Source organism: Shewanella sp. A32 (assembly GCF_029167175.1).
Taxonomy (GTDB): Bacteria; Pseudomonadota; Gammaproteobacteria; order Enterobacterales; family Shewanellaceae; genus Shewanella; species Shewanella yunxiaonensis.
Map to the genome: position 1 here is coordinate 34,507 of NZ_JARFTS010000012.1, position 16,154 is coordinate 50,660.

17 protein-coding genes are annotated in these 16,154 nt (G+C 51.3%); 11 read left to right on the forward strand and 6 right to left on the reverse strand.

Going from position 1 to position 16,154, the window contains the following annotated elements; all coding sequences use genetic code 11:
* Positions 1 to 161: 161 nt before the first annotated feature.
* From uvrD to PY479_RS10525, 3 genes are all read left to right on the forward strand, one after another.
* A complete protein-coding gene (gene uvrD / locus PY479_RS10515; RefSeq protein WP_212595271.1) occupies positions 162 to 2,324 on the forward strand; it encodes a DNA helicase II in 2,163 nt (720 codons plus the stop codon).
* 104 nt (positions 2,325 to 2,428) lie between these two features.
* Entirely contained in the window at positions 2,429 to 3,301 is an 873-nt protein-coding gene (ubiA, locus tag PY479_RS10520) for a 4-hydroxybenzoate octaprenyltransferase (protein WP_275483729.1), read from the forward strand.
* A gap of 48 nt (positions 3,302 to 3,349) precedes the next feature.
* Positions 3,350 to 4,375 (forward strand): nitronate monooxygenase, encoded by a 1,026-nt coding sequence (locus tag PY479_RS10525; RefSeq protein WP_275483730.1) that lies wholly within the window; start codon positions 3,350 to 3,352, stop codon positions 4,373 to 4,375.
* A gap of 13 nt (positions 4,376 to 4,388) precedes the next feature.
* Here the strand turns inward: PY479_RS10525 and PY479_RS10530 are convergent, their stop codons facing one another.
* Complete coding sequence (locus tag PY479_RS10530; RefSeq protein WP_275483731.1) at positions 4,389 to 4,964, reverse strand: nucleoside triphosphate pyrophosphohydrolase family protein; 576 nt, start codon at positions 4,962 to 4,964, stop codon at positions 4,389 to 4,391.
* A 144-nt stretch (positions 4,965 to 5,108) separates the two neighbouring features.
* Here PY479_RS10530 and PY479_RS10535 point away from each other — a divergent pair, with 144 nt between their 5' ends.
* The 5 genes from PY479_RS10535 (at position 5,109) to PY479_RS10555 (ending at position 8,433) form a co-directional block, all read left to right on the forward strand.
* Complete coding sequence (locus PY479_RS10535) at positions 5,109 to 5,459, forward strand: RidA family protein (protein ID WP_212595275.1); 351 nt, start codon at positions 5,109 to 5,111, stop codon at positions 5,457 to 5,459.
* Between the two features lie 27 nt (positions 5,460 to 5,486).
* Positions 5,487 to 5,774 carry a YciI family protein gene (locus PY479_RS10540; RefSeq protein WP_212595276.1) on the forward strand — a complete coding sequence of 96 codons (288 nt, stop codon included), beginning with the start codon at positions 5,487 to 5,489 and terminating at the stop codon, positions 5,772 to 5,774.
* A 118-nt stretch (positions 5,775 to 5,892) separates the two neighbouring features.
* Positions 5,893 to 6,501: a glutathione S-transferase family protein gene (locus PY479_RS10545; RefSeq protein WP_275483732.1), complete on the forward strand. Its 609-nt coding sequence runs from the start codon at positions 5,893 to 5,895 to the stop codon at positions 6,499 to 6,501.
* Between the two features lie 129 nt (positions 6,502 to 6,630).
* Positions 6,631 to 7,737 carry an adenosylhomocysteinase gene (locus tag PY479_RS10550; protein ID WP_275483733.1) on the forward strand — a complete coding sequence of 369 codons (1,107 nt, stop codon included), beginning with the start codon at positions 6,631 to 6,633 and terminating at the stop codon, positions 7,735 to 7,737.
* A 162-nt stretch (positions 7,738 to 7,899) separates the two neighbouring features.
* Complete coding sequence (locus PY479_RS10555; RefSeq protein ID WP_275483734.1) at positions 7,900 to 8,433, forward strand: hypothetical protein; 534 nt, start codon at positions 7,900 to 7,902, stop codon at positions 8,431 to 8,433.
* Positions 8,434 to 8,485: 52 nt separating this feature from the next.
* Here PY479_RS10555 and PY479_RS10560 read toward each other — a convergent pair whose 3' ends face one another.
* The 5 genes from PY479_RS10560 to PY479_RS10580 all read right to left on the reverse strand — a co-directional run bounded on the left by PY479_RS10560 (position 8,486) and on the right by PY479_RS10580 (position 14,017).
* Positions 8,486 to 9,589, reverse strand: coding sequence for a phosphoribosylaminoimidazolesuccinocarboxamide synthase (locus PY479_RS10560; RefSeq protein ID WP_275483735.1), 1,104 nt, complete (start codon positions 9,587 to 9,589; stop codon positions 8,486 to 8,488).
* A gap of 282 nt (positions 9,590 to 9,871) precedes the next feature.
* Positions 9,872 to 11,119 carry a glutamate-5-semialdehyde dehydrogenase gene (locus PY479_RS10565; RefSeq protein WP_275483736.1) on the reverse strand — a complete coding sequence of 416 codons (1,248 nt, stop codon included), beginning with the start codon at positions 11,117 to 11,119 and terminating at the stop codon, positions 9,872 to 9,874.
* The gene (proB, locus tag PY479_RS10570) at positions 11,116 to 12,264 is read right to left on the reverse strand and encodes a glutamate 5-kinase (RefSeq protein ID WP_275483737.1); all 1,149 of its coding nucleotides are present in this window, start codon (positions 12,262 to 12,264) and stop codon (positions 11,116 to 11,118) included. Before proB ends, PY479_RS10565 begins: the two co-directional genes overlap by 4 nt.
* Positions 12,265 to 12,335: 71 nt before the next feature.
* Positions 12,336 to 13,832 (reverse strand): sodium/proline symporter PutP, encoded by a 1,497-nt coding sequence (gene putP, locus PY479_RS10575; protein WP_275483738.1) that lies wholly within the window; start codon positions 13,830 to 13,832, stop codon positions 12,336 to 12,338.
* 17 nt (positions 13,833 to 13,849) lie between these two features.
* Complete coding sequence (locus PY479_RS10580) at positions 13,850 to 14,017, reverse strand: hypothetical protein (RefSeq protein WP_275483739.1); 168 nt, start codon at positions 14,015 to 14,017, stop codon at positions 13,850 to 13,852.
* Positions 14,018 to 14,495: 478 nt separating this feature from the next.
* Here PY479_RS10580 and PY479_RS10585 point away from each other — a divergent pair, with 478 nt between their 5' ends.
* The 3 genes from PY479_RS10585 to PY479_RS10595 are packed head-to-tail and all read left to right on the forward strand — an operon-like array spanning position 14,496 to position 16,146.
* A complete protein-coding gene (locus PY479_RS10585) occupies positions 14,496 to 14,852 on the forward strand; it encodes a metalloregulator ArsR/SmtB family transcription factor (protein WP_212595284.1) in 357 nt (118 codons plus the stop codon).
* 51 nt (positions 14,853 to 14,903) lie between these two features.
* A complete protein-coding gene (locus PY479_RS10590; RefSeq protein WP_212595285.1) occupies positions 14,904 to 15,899 on the forward strand; it encodes a permease in 996 nt (331 codons plus the stop codon).
* 10 nt (positions 15,900 to 15,909) lie between these two features.
* Positions 15,910 to 16,146 (forward strand): thioredoxin family protein, encoded by a 237-nt coding sequence (locus PY479_RS10595; protein ID WP_275483740.1) that lies wholly within the window; start codon positions 15,910 to 15,912, stop codon positions 16,144 to 16,146.
* Positions 16,147 to 16,154: the final 8 nt, after the last annotated feature.

Below are 16,154 nucleotides of genomic sequence, written 5' to 3' on the forward strand. Positions count from 1 at the left end.
TAAACTCGCCATCAATCTGCACCTGCGATTCACACCGCATTTAGTGTGGGCAGTGCTGAGTCGGCTTCGTTGTGGTCTGGACTAGCGACACTGTATAAGTCATACGACCGCCCGACCTTTCTTGCTATAATGCGCGCTTGTTTTGAGGGGGAGTGTCGTTAATGGATGTTTCATACCTGTTGGATGGCTTGAATGACCGACAGCGCGAAGCGGTGGCTGCATCACAGTCGAGTATGTTGGTACTGGCCGGGGCTGGCAGTGGCAAAACGCGGGTGTTAACCCATCGTATTGCGTGGTTGATGCAGGTAGAAAACCAGAGCCCCTATTCCATTATGGCGGTGACCTTTACCAATAAGGCCGCCACAGAAATGCGTGAACGGGTTGAGCGGCTCATTGGCCACAACATGAATCGGATGTGGATCGGCACTTTCCATGGGCTGGCGCACCGTCTGTTACGTACCCATTGGCAGGAAGCAAATCTGCCACAGAACTTTCAGATCCTTGATGGCGAAGACCAGCACCGCCTGATCAAGCGCATCATTAAAAGTCTTAATCTCGACGAAAAACAGTATCCACCACGGATGGTGCAGGGTTATATCAACGGTAAAAAGGACGAAGGATTAAGACCTTCAGCGATCGATGCCGGGCCGTTTCCATTAGAGCAAAAACTGCTGGAGCTGTACCGTGTCTATCAGGAATCCTGCGATCGCGCCGGTTTGGTGGATTTTGCCGAAATTCTGCTGCGGGCACACGAGTTATGGCTCAATAAGCCGCATCTGCTGGCGCATTATCAGGAGCGGTTCCGTAATATTCTGGTGGATGAGTTTCAGGACACCAATGCCATTCAATATGCCTGGATCCGCTTGCTGGCCGGCAATACTGGTCACGTCATGATTGTCGGCGACGATGATCAGTCGATTTATGGTTGGCGTGGCGCACAGGTAGAAAACCTGCACCGTTTCCTCAAAGACTTTCCGAATGCGGAAACCATTCGTCTGGAACAGAACTATCGTTCCACTGGTAATATTCTGAAAGCCGCTAACGAATTAATCGCCAATAATCCAGGGCGTCTCGGCAAAGATCTGTGGACCGAAGATGCGGAAGGCGAGCCTATCTCGGTCTACTGCGCATTTAATGAATTAGATGAAGCCCGCTTTATCGTCGGCCGTATTGCGGATTGGCAGGAAAAAGGCGGCAATTTAGCCGACTGCGCCATTCTTTATCGATCTAATGCCCAGTCGCGGGTATTGGAAGAGGCGTTACTGCATAAAGGCTTGGCTTATCGCATTTATGGCGGCTTACGCTTCTTTGAACGCCAGGAAATCAAGGATGCCATGAGTTATCTGCGCTTGATGGCGAACCATGATGATGATGCTGCGTTTGAACGGGTGGTCAATACACCAACGCGGGGCATTGGTGACCGCACGCTGGACATTATGCGCAGCACTGCGCGTCAGCACCAACTGACTTTGTGGCAGGCGGCCGGGCAGTTACTGGAACAAAAGGTGCTGAGTGGCCGCGCAGCGACGGCTGTCAGAAGTTTTATGGATCTGATTGTCGGTCTGGCGCATGACACTGATGAAATGGCCTTGTATCGCAAGACCGACCATGTGATCCAGGCGTCTGGCCTGAAAACCATGTATGAACAGGAAAAAGGCGAAAAAGCACAAAGCCGGGTAGAAAACCTCGACGAATTGGTCACTGCCGCACGCACCTTTGAGGTGCCGGAAGAACTGTTGGATATGGGAGAACTCAACGCCTTTTTATCCCATGCGGCGCTGGAAGCCGGAGAGGGGCAGGCCGATGAGCATACTGATGCGGTGCAACTGATGACGTTGCACTCCGCTAAAGGGCTGGAATTTCCCGTGGTGTTTATGGCCGGGGTCGAAGAAGGGATTTTCCCTAGTCAACTTACCTTAGAAGAAGGCGATCGTCTCGAAGAGGAACGCCGGCTGTGTTATGTCGGGATGACCCGGGCGATGGCACAACTCTATATCACCTATGCTGAATCACGACGAATTTATGGTCGGGAAAATTACGCCAGACCTTCGCGGTTTATTAAAGAGATCCCACCGCAATGTATGACTGAAGTCAGGCTCAAGGCACAGGTATCCACGCCGGTGTTTAATACCCGTTTCAGCCGCAGCCAGCAGTTTGACGACAGTGGCTTTCATCATGGGCAACGAGTTTTTCATGCTAAATTTGGTGACGGCACGGTCACCAACAGTGAAGGCAGTGGCCCCCAGGCGCGGGTGCAGGTAAATTTTGATGATTTTGGCAGCAAGTGGCTGGTAGTGGCCTACGCTAAATTACAACCGCGGTAATCTCGGCGGGACAAAAAGTTATTTTGTGGTGTAAATCACACTGTGACTGCGTCATAATGCACAACTGTAGTGCACAGGCTGAAGTATTTGGAGTGAGCAGGCCCATGAATCTTAGGGAAAAATTCGACGCATATGCGCGTCTTGCTCGTATTGACCGTCCAATTGGAACCTTTCTGCTGTTGTGGCCCTGCCTGATGGCCTTGTGGCTGGCGGCGGGAGGATTACCTGACGTAAAAGTTCTGGTGATCTTTATCCTTGGCGTGTTCATCATGCGTGCCTGTGGTTGCATTATCAATGATTATGCTGATCGCCATCTAGATACTCACGTGGAACGCACCAAATTACGGCCATTGGCCAGCGGCGAAGTCACCGTTAAAGAAGCGTTGCTACTGTTTGTGGTGCTGGGGCTGTTAGCGTTTTGCTTGGTATTGATGTTGAATCCGCTGGTCGTGAAACTGTCCTATATCGGTATGGTACTCACGGTCATTTATCCGTTCACTAAACGTTTTACCAACATGCCGCAAATGTTTCTCGGCATCGTCTGGAGCTGGTCAATCCCAATGGCCTATGCGGCTCAGACTGGCGAGGTACCTGCTGAAGCCTGGTGGTTGTTTGCCGCCAACTGGTTCTGGACTATCGCCTACGACACCATGTATGCCATGGTAGATCGTGACGATGACCTGAAAGTCGGTATCAAATCCACGGCCATTCTGTTTGGTAAATATGATAGGCAAATCATCGGCTTATTTCAGCTGGCGGCGTTAACCTGCTTTATGACCGCCGGGTTCGTAGCAGATCGCGGCCTGATGTATCTGGTTGGCTTGCTGGCATTTATCGGTTTCAGTCTGTACCAGCAACGGCTGATTTTTGGTCGTGAACGCGCGCCGTGTCTGAAAGCCTTTTTGAACAACAACTGGGCCGGGATGGCGTTGTTTCTGGCACTAGGCATGGATTACCTGATGGGCGTGACCATCTAATCATTCGCATCGTGATGCCCAATCTTTACCGCCGAGCAGGAGGCAAGGATGCAGTTATTAGACGTTAAATGGCCGTTAATTCAGGCGCCGATGGCGGGGGCTCAAGGCATAGAACTGGCCATCGCTGTAGCGACTGCCGGAGCGCTCGGTTCCTTGCCGTGTGCCATGTTAAACGCGGCACAGATCCAGCAAGCGGTTACTCAGTTCCGTCAGCGTGTTAATGCGCCCATCAATCTCAACTTTTTCTGTCACAAGTCCCCGGCTACACAACCTCAACAGCTGCAACAGTGGCAGCAACAACTGCAACCTTACTATCAGGAATTGTCAGCAACATCAGTGCACAATGTTGCTGAGCGTCGGCCATTTGATGCCGCCATGGCAGAGGCCATTGCGCCACTGCGGCCAGAAGTGGTCAGTTTTCATTTTGGTTTACCAGCGCTTTCATTGTTGCAACAGGTAAAATCCTGGGGCAGCAAAGTGATCGCCAGTGCCACCACCGTAGCAGAAGGGTTATGGTTACAGGCTCAGGGGGTGGATGCCGTCATTGCGCAAGGACTGGAAGCCGGTGGTCATCGCGGCCATTTTCTCAATGATGATCTGTCGCTGCAGCTGGGTACTTTCGCGTTATTACCGCAATTGGTGGCTGCATTGAACGTGCCGGTGATTGCTGCTGGTGGCATGGTCGATGCGACAACGATTGCGGCTGCCATGAAGCTCGGCGCCGCGGGTGTGCAGGTAGGAACGGCCTATCTGTTATGCCCGGAAGCCACGATCAGTCAGCTGCATCGTCAGGCATTGGCAGACCCACAACGCAACCCACATACGGCGCTTACGCGAGTGTTTAGTGGCCGCCCGGCCCGAGGCATTGTCAACCGCTTGATGCAAGAGCAGGCTGATGCCGCCATTCCGGATTTTCCGTTGGCGGCCAATGCTATCGCGCCCTTACGCCGTGCGGCAGAACAACAAGGCAATAGCGATTTCAGCCCGTTATGGTGTGGTCAGAATGCCAGTGGCTGTCGGGCAATTCCGGCTGAAGCACTCACCCGCCAGCTAGTGAGCGGATTTCAGCGATAAAGCTAAAGCGCTTCTAACTAAGCAGTGACCGCAGATCTGCCGGGCGGTAGTAGACAGATTTCAAGACCTTGCCGCGGCGCACTGTCTTTCCGGCCATGACTACGTCTTTGGCGCATTTGGCGATCAGGTAGTCCCCGTTGCGGCTACCACTGATCTCGATCCCTTGTTCGGTATAATGGGCGATAGTCTCTGCGAGTTCTTGCTCGGTGCGACAGACTTTGCTCATATTGCTGCTATGCACTTCATCCCAGCAGGGCACAAAGTCGATACCACGGTTGTTGGCCACTTGGAGCAGCAGATCCACCAGATAACTGATCTCCAGCCGTTGCTCCAGTGCGGTGGCACCCAGATGCACCAGCCGTCCCATCAGTACATAAACACTGTCAACGATTGCATCGGCTTGCGCTACTTTATCTGTCGCCTCGGCCAGCTCCGTTAATTCTTCGCTGATCAATGAGGTATGTAACTGGTCTTGTTTGTCATCCAAAGACTCAGGCATTGCCACCGGCAGGTCAAAGGTTTGGCGAAACTCGCGGATATCGCGATAAAGTTTGTCGTACAGCGACTGGGTCAACAGGGTTAGCTTCATTTTCAGTTCCAATATAAAACACTGTGGCGATCATAGGGAATTGCCGCGGCTAACGCAAAAGGTGGGTAAAACTCTCGGGAATGGTTCGGATGTTACGCCTGTTTCCGCTACCATAAGTGTTTTCTCAATATGAAGGAAAGATGGATGCCTATTCAGCGAATTAATCCCTGCAAACGTTGGTCAGATGTAACCATTTACAATGGCATTGCCCACTTTGTCGAAGTTGCCGAGAGCGAGCCGTTAGGCGACATCCGCGAGCAAGTGACTGAGATTCTGGCTCAGGCGGATAACAAACTGCAGCTTATTGGCAGCGACCGGAGTCAGGTGTTATCGGTGACGATTTATCTCACGGATTTTGCCAACGCTGCCGTATTGAATGAGCTGTGGGAGGCCTGGTTTCCGGAGGGCTGTGCTCCTAGCCGCGCCTGTGTGAAAGTCGAACTGGCCGATCCCCAGTATCTGGTAGAAATGGCCTTTGTTGCTGCTGCACCTTAATCCAGCTATTCAATAAGAGAGCAAAACATGTTTGTCGTATCGTTAACTTATACCTGTGAACTCAGTGAGATAGAAAAATATCTTGCGGCCCATATCGCTTATCTGGAACAGCAGTATGCGGCGGGCCATTTCCTGGCTTCTGGTCGCAAAGTGCCGCGTATTGGAGGGGTGATTTTGGCGCAAGCTGATAGCAAAGCGCAGTTGATGCAGATCCTGGCGCTGGATCCTTTTAAGCAGCAGCAACTGGCGGATTATGATGTGATTGAATTTATTCCCAGTAAAACCGCGGATGCTTTGGCATTTCTAAAGCAGTAATCCGCGCATTGGCGATTCTTCAAGGAATGTAAAATCGTTAATACGGATACCTTTAAGGTTTGGGAAAGCGCAGAATATTAGCTAAGGTAAAACTAATTAAACTCTCAGGGTAATGTTCATGGCGGTTTTCAAACTCTATGGCGATGCGCAATCCGGCAACTGTTATAAAGTGCAGTTGTTGTGTTCGTTGTTGCACCTTGATTACCAATGGCAAGCGGTCAATATTCTTGCTGGTGATACGCGGGTTGCGTCGTTTCTTGAGAAAAATCCTAACGGAAAAATTCCGTTGCTGGAGCTTAGCGATGGCCGCACGTTGTCCGAGTCAAATGCCATCATTAATTATCTGGCTTACGGCTCTGCTTTGTTGCCCGCTGAGCCGTTTGCGCTGGCCAAAGTGCAGCAGTGGCAGTTCTTTGAACAATACAGCCACGAGCCTTATATTGCGGTGGCGCGCTTTATCGCGAAATATCTTGGTTTGCCGGCTGAACGTCGCAGCGAATATGATGCCAAGCAAAAAGGCGGTCATAAGGCGCTGGTAGTGATGCAGCAGCAGTTGCAGTGCACGCCGTTTATTGCGGGCGATAATCTGACCACGGCCGATATCAGTTTGTTTGCCTATACACATGTGGCAGATGAGGGTGGTTTCTCTCTGGAACACTATCCAGCCATCGATGCCTGGCTCGACCGGATCAAAGCGTTGCCTGATTTTATCCCATTAGGTTCATAGTTTATCGCTGATAATTGCCGCAGTTGGCCGCAACCCTGTCGCTGACTGCTCCGGCCTGTGCCATCTGCGGCTTTCCCGTGTTAACAAAAACAGTAGAATAGCCACTTCGCGATAGCTGGAGCTTTTATCATGTACCAAGATTTTGCCGCAGAGTTGGCTTGGGCCAGTCTGCATATGACCCGTACCCGCGCAGCCGTGGCTGCTTTACCGGATCTGCACGGCGTCAGACTCGCCTGTAACATGCACCTCGATTTGAAAATGGCACCGCTGGTGGCCGGACTGCTCGATAAAGGTGCCGAGGTATTTCTGACTACCTGTAACCCGACAACCGTGCAGGACGATGTCGTGAAATATCTGGTGGACAAAGGTGCTACTGCTCATGCCTGGCGTGACATGAGCGATGCTGACTGGTCGGATTCTTTTGATAAAGCGCTGGCGTGGGAGCCCACCCACTTGTGTGAGATGGGCGCTGACCTTACGACGCGTCTGCATCAGTCGGCTACCGGCCCGAAAATTGTGGCCGGGCTGGAAGCCACCGGTTCCGGTATTAACCGCCTTGGCGGTGTACATCCGCGTTATCCGATTTTTAACTGGGACGACCTGCCCGTGAAAGAAGGGCTGCACAATCGTCACATGGTTGGGCTTACTGCTTGGCATACTTTCTTCCAGACCACGCATCTCACCTTGCATGAAAAAACCGTTATCGTCATCGGTTATGGCTTGGTGGGACAAGGCGTAGCCGCGGCGGCAAAAGCCTATGGTGGCCAGGTGCAGGTGGCGGAACTGAATCCGGCAAGAGCGCTGCAAGCCAAATATGATGGCTGGCCGGTGGTGGACTTGGCGGACGCCGTGACGCAGGCTGATGTGATTGCCACGGCTACCGGTGCCTACGGCGTCTTGAGTGCCAAGCATTTGAAAGCGATGAAAGATGGGGCGTTTATTCTTAACGTGGGCCATGTCTCCCAGGAAATTGATGTGCCGTTCCTGAAACAACAGGCCAGCCACAGTTTGCCGATGCCTTACGTCGATGCCTATGAATTTTATGGCAAGACCTTGTATCTGCTGGCGGATGGTTCGATGTTTAACCTGACTGCCGGATATGGTGATAGCCTCAATGCATTTGATGTAACGTTGGCGGTGATGGCGGCTGGCATTGGCCACATTGTTGGCGCAGGGGCTTCGCACGAAGCCGGCCTGTATTTGTTACCAGAATCTGCCTGGATGCCAGTTCTGTAACTGATTGTTTACTGGTGTGATCCACGAGTGTTGTGGATGTAAAAGTGCGTGACCTGCAGGCCGAGTTTTGCCAAACTAGCTAGCGTTTGGCTGCATCTTTTGAAGTGACGTCATAAGTGCCAAACCAACGCCATTTTCGATTTGACAGGCTGAGGATCCATCATGAAGTATGCCTTGATTACGTGTATGACGCTCACTTTCAGTGGCTGGGTGATGGCGGCTGATGTGCCGCAGGATGAAACTGAACTCGATACGAGTAACTGTGCTCGTATCGATCAGTTATGGCAACAGGATGGCAAAGCAGGTATTGGCCCATTATATCTGGGCATGTCGGCCGCAGAAGCAGAGCAAAGCGGCCACCTGTTGTATGACAAAGCCGCCAGCAATAGTTGTGCGGCATTCAGTGCTCGATTTGTGCAGGACGATGGCTCTATCCTGGTGCTACTGGATAGCAACCAGCGGATTATCAGTTTGAGTACCGAAGCGGGTGATGAGCAGTGTGATGTAAAAAGTCAGACGGAGCAGGCGCGGGTGATTTTTCCACAGATGCGTTACTTGCCACCAGTCAATACTCCGGAGCTCACCGAGACTGCCGATCCGGCGCCGCATTATCGTATTGGTGATGAGCCAGGCATTGCACGGTTGTTATTGAAGGATAACGCGATTCAACTGGATAACGGTCAGTGCAGTAACTGAATAGCAAACTAAAAAGGCGCTAACTAGCGCCTTTTGTTTGAGGGTATATCAATCAATCGACCAAGCCGTAGCGACTTTTAAGGATCGCGATAATCTCAGCTTTAGGATTTTCTGACAGCGTAATCGGCTGACCAGTGACTTTTTCCGCAACGCCCGTATAGGTTTTAGAAACCGCCATCATTGAGTCCAGCGGCAGATCGTTATCACGCGCTAAGGCCTCACGTTCCGGCATCCGTTTCTTATTCAGCAAAATATCGGGGTCCGGGAAGTGGTGCAGCAGGAATTGCCGGAAGCCTTCTTTGGAGTTTTCCAGGATCTTGCCTTCACGATAGGCAGCACCATCCCAAATGCGTGAGGAATCCGGGGTGCCGACTTCATCCATATAGATCAGTTTGGACTGGCCGTTTTTGTCGGTGACATAGCCAAACTCAAATTTGGTATCAACAAAGATCTGATCGATGTCGGCCAACGCTTGGGAGATTACCGCAAAACCTTGTTTCAGCAGTTGCTCGTACAGGTCAATATCTTCAGGTTTTTCAAAACCAAATGCCTGCCAGTTGGCTTCTAAGTCGGCGCGGCTGACGTTGACATCATCCTGTTCCGGCACGCCGGGAATACCTTTAAGAATGCCTTTAGTGGATGGCGTCAGCAGCAGTTCTGGCAATTTTTGATCTTTTTGCAGACCTTCCGGCAGGGTGATGCCGCAGAATTCCCGCTCGCCTTTTTCATAAGCGCGCCACATTGAGCCGGTAATGTATTGACGAATAATCGCTTCGACTTTAATCGGGCGGGCTTTTTGTACAATCCACACCAGTGGATGGGGGATATCCAGAATGTGGCTATCAGCCAGCCCATGTTGCTTGAACAGACTAAACCAGTGATTAGAGATAGCATTCAGTGCGGCGCCCTTACCGGGGATACCCTTCAAGCCACCTTCGCCATGAAAAATACAGTCGAAGGCAGAGATACGGTCACTGATCACCATGATTGCCAGTGGGGTATCGGCTGGCACATCGTAACCTTGCTCACGGATCAACCGAGCGCTGTCGGCCTCAGTTAACCAATAAACACTACGGACTTTTCCACTATGAACTGGCTTGTCGGTACGGATAGGCAAGTCGTTATTAACGGCTAAAACGGAATCAGCAAGACCCATGACAGGAGTTCCTTTGATGATAGGGGTTAAGGTTAAGCCCGGCGGGTAGGATAGTCGTTGTGGCCGGACAGACACGGGCAGGCAGCCGGTATGGCATTAATGATATGCAGTGACAAGGCAATGGGAGCTGTTCCACTTGCAAACCGGCCCGTGACAAAAGATGGCTTATTCTACCGCAGCCATCGTGATTTGCCACGGGCGACTTTTGTTGCAGATCACAACACAGCGTTCGCTGTTGCAAACATCTGCCGACAAAGACCTAATTTTTACCGGTGAACAAGTTCAGGCGCGTACTTGCCCTGCGCCATTCACCAGGTATTTCTCCGTTGTCAGCGCATCCAGCCCCATGGGGCCGTAGGCATGCAGCTTGGTGGTCGCAATACCAATTTCGGCGCCGAGTCCTAACTCGCTGCCATCACTGAAACGAGAAGAGGCATTGGCCATCACTACCGCAGCATCCACGCCTTGTTGGAATCTGACGGCGGCTTGCAGATCCTCCGTGCAGATCACTTCGGTGTGATGGCTACCAAAGCGGGCGATATGATCCATCGCTCTGTCGAGACAGTCTACCTGGCGAATGGCGATCTCCAGTCGAAGGTATTCTTCACCAAACTGGTGTTCTGCCAGTACGGTCGCCTGCTCAAAATAGGCGGCAGATGCAGCATCGCAATTGATCTTAACCCCTTTGTCTGCCAGTGCCTGTGCCGCAATCGGTAGCCAGACCGGAGCAATATCTTTATGCACCAGTAAGCCTTCCAGCGCGTTACACACGCCGGTGCGCTGAGTTTTGCCATTGAGTAGCAGATTCAGGGCTTTTTCCACGTCGGCGGAACGATCCACATACAGATGACAAACCCCTTTAAAATGCTGGATCACCGGAATTTTGCTGTTGTCAGTGACGAAGTTAATCAGGCCTTCGCCACCGCGGGGAATGACTAAGTCAATGTCATCCCGTTGTTGCAGTAACTCCAGCATTAACGCTCGGTCCGGATCAGGCACGACTGTTATCAACGCTTCTGGCAGATTGAACAATCGGAGCACCTGCTGCAGCACGTCAGCAATCGCCATACTGGAGTCGAGCGCTTCTTTGCCGCCACGCAGGATCACTGCATTACCGGATTTAAAACACAAGGCACCAGCATCGGCGGTGACATTTGGTCGCGCTTCATAAATCATACAGACTACGCCTAGTGGCACTCGTAACTTGCTGACTTTGATGCCATTTGGCCGAGTACCCAGTTCGCGCCGTTGGCCTACCGGATCTGCGAGGCTGACGATAGTATCGATCCCGTCCGCCATGGCGTTGATACGCGCTGGTGTCAATGCCAGTCGGTCGAGCATGGCCTCGCTCAGGCTGTTGGCTCTGGCCGCTTGCAGATCCCGGGCGTTAGCCGCAAGGATACTCTCCTGATTGGCCCGGAGCGCGTCACTCATGGCGCTCAATACCTGGTTTTTGCTGTCAGTGCCCAGCGTTGCCAATTTACGCGAAGCTTTACGGGCAGCTTGAGCTAATTCAGTTATCAGACTCATGATGTTTCCTCCATCGGGTTGGCCTTGGGAGACAGCAGGGCGATATCCTGCGGCGCGATAAGACTGCGCTCGTGAGTAAAACTGTCCATCAGTTTGGAATCGTCCTGCTTGGCGATAAATTTCAATAAACGGCTACTGTAATTGCTGCGTGCTTTCGCCAGCCGTGTGCCATCGTCACTGCGCAGTAAGATGGTATCGCCTTCCGAAAAATTGCCTTTAACATCTAACACTTCATCACTGGATAAATTGGCACAGTCTTCGGCGGAATGAAGCTCATCAGCCGCCGCAATGATGACCTCACCCTGGGCGCGAACGGTGTGGGTAAACCAGTGCAGGCGTTCCAGCATTGGCGTGGCGGAACCGCGAAACAGGGTGCCGGGATTCTTCCCGGCCAGCAGTTCGTTAAAGCTGGCTTCTTTGAAACCGTTGACAATATAGGTGTCGATACCGTGAGAGACAGCTTTCTCCGCGGCCTGGATCTTGGTCAGCATGCCACCGGTGCCCACATCGCTGTGACTCCCCCCGGCCATGGCATAGATACTAGCGTCAATTTTGGTCACTTCCGGGAGCAGTTTGGCATCGGCATTGAGGTGAGGATTTTTGTCGAAGAGACCATCAATATCCGAACAGATCACTAAACTGCGGGCATCGGCGGCGGCTGCCACCATGGCTGACAGGTTATCGTTGTCGCCCACTTTTAGCGCATCGGTGGTCACCGTGTCGTTTTCATTGACGATGGGTAAAATGTCGTGGTCTAGCAGGGTGCTGATGGTCTCACGAATGCTGAGGTACCGCTCCCGATCGCGCAGATCGGCATGGGTTAACAGGATTTGCGCTGTCGGGAAATCGAAGAATTTGTCCCAGGTTGCCATCATCTCCGTCTGTCCTGCGGCAGCCATCGCTTTTTTCAGTGCCATCAGCGCTGCGGGACTGGTGCTTTTTTCTCTGGCATTAATCGGAAAACGATGGGCACCGGCGGCGATAGAGCCGGATGACACTAAAATAACCTGCAGTCCCTTGGCGCGACAGCGCACGATAAACTGGGCAATTGCCAGCAGGTAACGGGAACTACAGCCCTGTCGATTAGGTGCGATCAGGGCACTGCCGACTTTGAGCACAATACGTTGTTTGCTGTTGGCGTTCATAACGTCCTTGAGTTGTCTGGCTGGAGTTAAATGATGGGGCAGCCATTAACTGCCCCGGAAACAGGATAGAACTATATGAGTTCCTGAAGTTTTTCATTGGTGGCGTGAAACGTCTTTTGTACCGCTTTGGACGGATCTTTACCGAAATGGCTCACCAGAATGATGGTGGCAGAGCTGACTAAAAATCCTGGCACAATTTCATAAATCACGCTGGAGAGGGGTTTGCCATCTGGCAATACTGGCGCGTAAATCCAGAACAGCACGGTTACGGCCCCGGCGACAATACTGGAGACTGCGGCGGTGTGATTCATCTTGTGCCAGAACAGGCTGAACAGCACCAGCGGGCCGAACGCCGCACCAAAACCCGCCCAGGCGTTACTCACCAGATCCAGAATACTGCTAGAACGATCCATCGCCAGCAGGGTCGCTACCGCAGCAACCGCCAGTACCCCAATGCGGCCGATGTTGACCAGCTTTTTCTCGTCAATGTCCTGATGGAACATGGCGCGATACACATCTTCGGTCAATGAGCTCGACGACACCAGCAACTGGCTGGAAATGGTACTCATCACTGCAGCCAGAATCGCCGCCAGCAGAAAACCCGTGATCAGCGGATGGAATAGGATCTGCGAAAAGACGATAAAAATAGTTTCTGGATCTTTCAGCGCCAGTCCGAATTTATGCACATAAGCCACACCTACCAGCCCGGTTGCCAAGGCTCCGATAATGGTAACCAGCATCCAGCCCATACCGATATTGCGGGCAATTTTAATATCCTTGACTGAGCGGATCGCCATAAAGCGCACAATGATGTGCGGCTGACCAAAATAGCCGAGTCCCCATGCCAGACTGGAAACGATAGTCAGCAAACTGATGTGACTCATGGCGTCTGACAAAGAGTCGATGGTGCTGCGGGCATTGAGCAACATGTCTTTGCTGCTATCAAACTGTTCGTAGGCGACATAAGGCACCAGTACCAACGCGACAAACATGATACAACCCTGCACAAAGTCGGTCATACTCACCGCCAGAAAGCCACCTAACAGCGTATAAGCCACCACCACGCCGACGGTTACAAATAGCCCCATTTGATAGTTCAGATGGAACGCGGTTTCAAACAGCTTGCCTCCGGCCACCAGACCGGATGAGGTGTACAAAGTAAAGAACAGAATAATAACTGCGGCGGAGATCATTCGCACTGGGCCATTATTCAGGCCAAAACGTTTACTGAAAAAATCCGGCAAGGTGAGGGCGTCATCTGCTTCCACGGTATAGACCCGCAAGCGAGGCGCCACCAGCAAATAATTGAATAACGCCCCAATCAGCAGTCCGAGGGCGATCCAAATAGTGTTAAATCCTTGGACAAACATGGCGCCGGGTAAGCCCATTAACATCCAGCCACTCATATCAGAGGCGCCAGCGGATAATGCCGTTACCTGTGGGCTGACTTTTCGGCCGCCAAGAATGTATCCGGAAATATCATCAGTGGAATTGCGATAGGCAAACAGGCCTATCGCTAACATGACCAAAAAATAGATGGCCAACGCAATATATGTTGAATAATCCATGTAATGAGTGCCTGTGTTTATCTGCCAATTGCTTGGTTAAGTTTTTGTCTGCACACGGGGAACAAATAGGTCGCGAGCAACAGCCAGAAGCCGCCGAGTTGTAGTAGATACACAGCTTGTTCTTTAAGACTAATGCGGTCAGTGGATGGATGACTGTCAGACTCCTGGGAGTAAGTGGCATTCATCGGAAGTTCTCCTTGAGTTATCGAGGTTCAAAACATTTCTTCGGAAAACCATTTGAGTACTAACCAAATAATTAATTAGTGTTCAAATAGTTTTTAAGGTGGCGCTATTATTGAATATTTGACAAGAATTATCAACTTTACCGCAATGGTACGTGTTTTTACGCTAGCAATAAAATCATTTAACTATCTGTTTATTAATTAATTATAATTGTTTTAAAAGATTTTTTAGTTATTTGATAAGTCTGATTTTGGCAGAGGTTTCAAGCTCCTTATTGTAGGCTTTTTGTTTGGCAAATCAGGATAAAATAATTCGAACTAAAAATAATTTTGTTGATTGTTTTTAATAGCTGCCTCAGATCACATTGTCATCAAAAATTCATGAACATATATGTTTTTGCGTATATATTGATATCCATATATTTACGGTCATTCACCGCTGTGGTTGCGTGTGGCGTATTGACCCATGGTGGAGCTTCCGATGGAACCAAGCGTATTTTTTAAGGCGATGGCGGATGATACCCGGTTGTGCTGTCTGCTGCTGATCCAGCAGCAAGGGGAGCTATGTGTCTGTGAGTTAACTGCGGCATTGGCGCAGAGTCAGCCCAAGGTCTCCCGCCACCTGGCGCAATTGCGGAATCAGGGAATTTTGCAGGATCGCCGTCAAGGGCAGTGGGTGTTTTATCGTTTTGATGAATCCTTGCCCGCTTGGTGTCGGCAGGTGCTGGCCGCGACTTTAGCAGAGAATCAGCCATTACTGGTTGAGCCGGTTACGAGGTTGCATGCCATGAACTGGCGGCCTGAGCGCTGCTGTGCGTCAGCGAAATGCAGCAGCTGACGGCGATTGGCTGACTGCCCAAGTTAATGACAAGTTATTTGAGGTACCGAGATGTTTGCAATCTTCACCGCCTTCGCAGATTGGTTGGTTTACGGCGTGCTGTCACTGAACCCTCACAGTCGTCTTGGCGAAGCGCTGCACTTTTTTGTTGAAGACACCGTCAAGATCTTTGTGTTGTTGTTGTTGATGATCTACGTGATTGCCTTGCTGCGCGCGTCGCTGAATGTCGAAAAAGTCCGCGATTATCTCGCCGGTAAAAATCGTGTTACCGGCTATCTGTTAGGTTCGGCTTTTGGTGCCGTCACGCCTTTTTGTTCCTGTTCCAGTATTCCGGCCTTTCTTGGCTTCACCTCCGCCGGTATCCCGGTGGGGATCACCATGGCGTTTCTCATTACCTCACCGCTGATCAACGAAGTGGCAGTACTGTTGCTGGTGGGACTACTGGGCTGGCAATTCACTGTGGTGTATGTGCTGGTGGGGATGCTGGTGGGTATCGTTTCCGGCGCATTTTTGGATGCAATTCATGCCGAGCGCTGGTTACAGTCGTTTGCGGCGAAAGCCTTGCAGCGGGGCCAACAGCAAACCAGTTGCGGAGCTAACTCACAAATACCGCAGCGGCTGGGCTGGCAGCAACGTCACGACTTTGCTGCCGCGGAGACCAAAGAGATTGTCGGTCGGGTCTGGAAATGGGTGTTTATCGGTGTCGGACTCGGCGCGGCGTTACACGGTTTTGTGCCGGACGGCTGGGTGGAAAATCATCTGGGGCAGGGCCAATGGTGGTCAGTGCCGCTGGCGGTGTTAATAGGTGTGCCGCTGTATTCCAACGTCACCGGGATTGTGCCGGTGATGGAAAGCTTGCTGCAAAACGGTTTACCGGTCGGGACTACCTTGGCGTTTTGCATGGCGACCGTCGCCGCCAGTTTCCCGGAATTTGTGTTACTGAAACAGGTGATGCAGTGGCGTTTATTAGCCAGTGTGTTTGGCATCTTGCTATTGGCATTCACGCTGATCGGTTGGTTATTTAATCTGATAGGACCTGTGCTTTAAGGAGCAAAATATGAAAAAGATCATTGTGTTAGGAAGTGGTTGTACTAAATGTGTCAAAACCGCAGAACTGATTGCTGAAACAGTGAAAGAACAGGGGGTTGATGCCACAGTCACTAAAGAAACTAACCCGGAAGTGATTATGGGTTATGGCGTGATGAGTACGCCTGCAGTCGTGATTGATGAGCAAGTGGTGCACAGCGGTTCTATGCCTCAAAAAGCGCAGATTGAAGCCTGGTTGACTAAATAAGTAAGAGG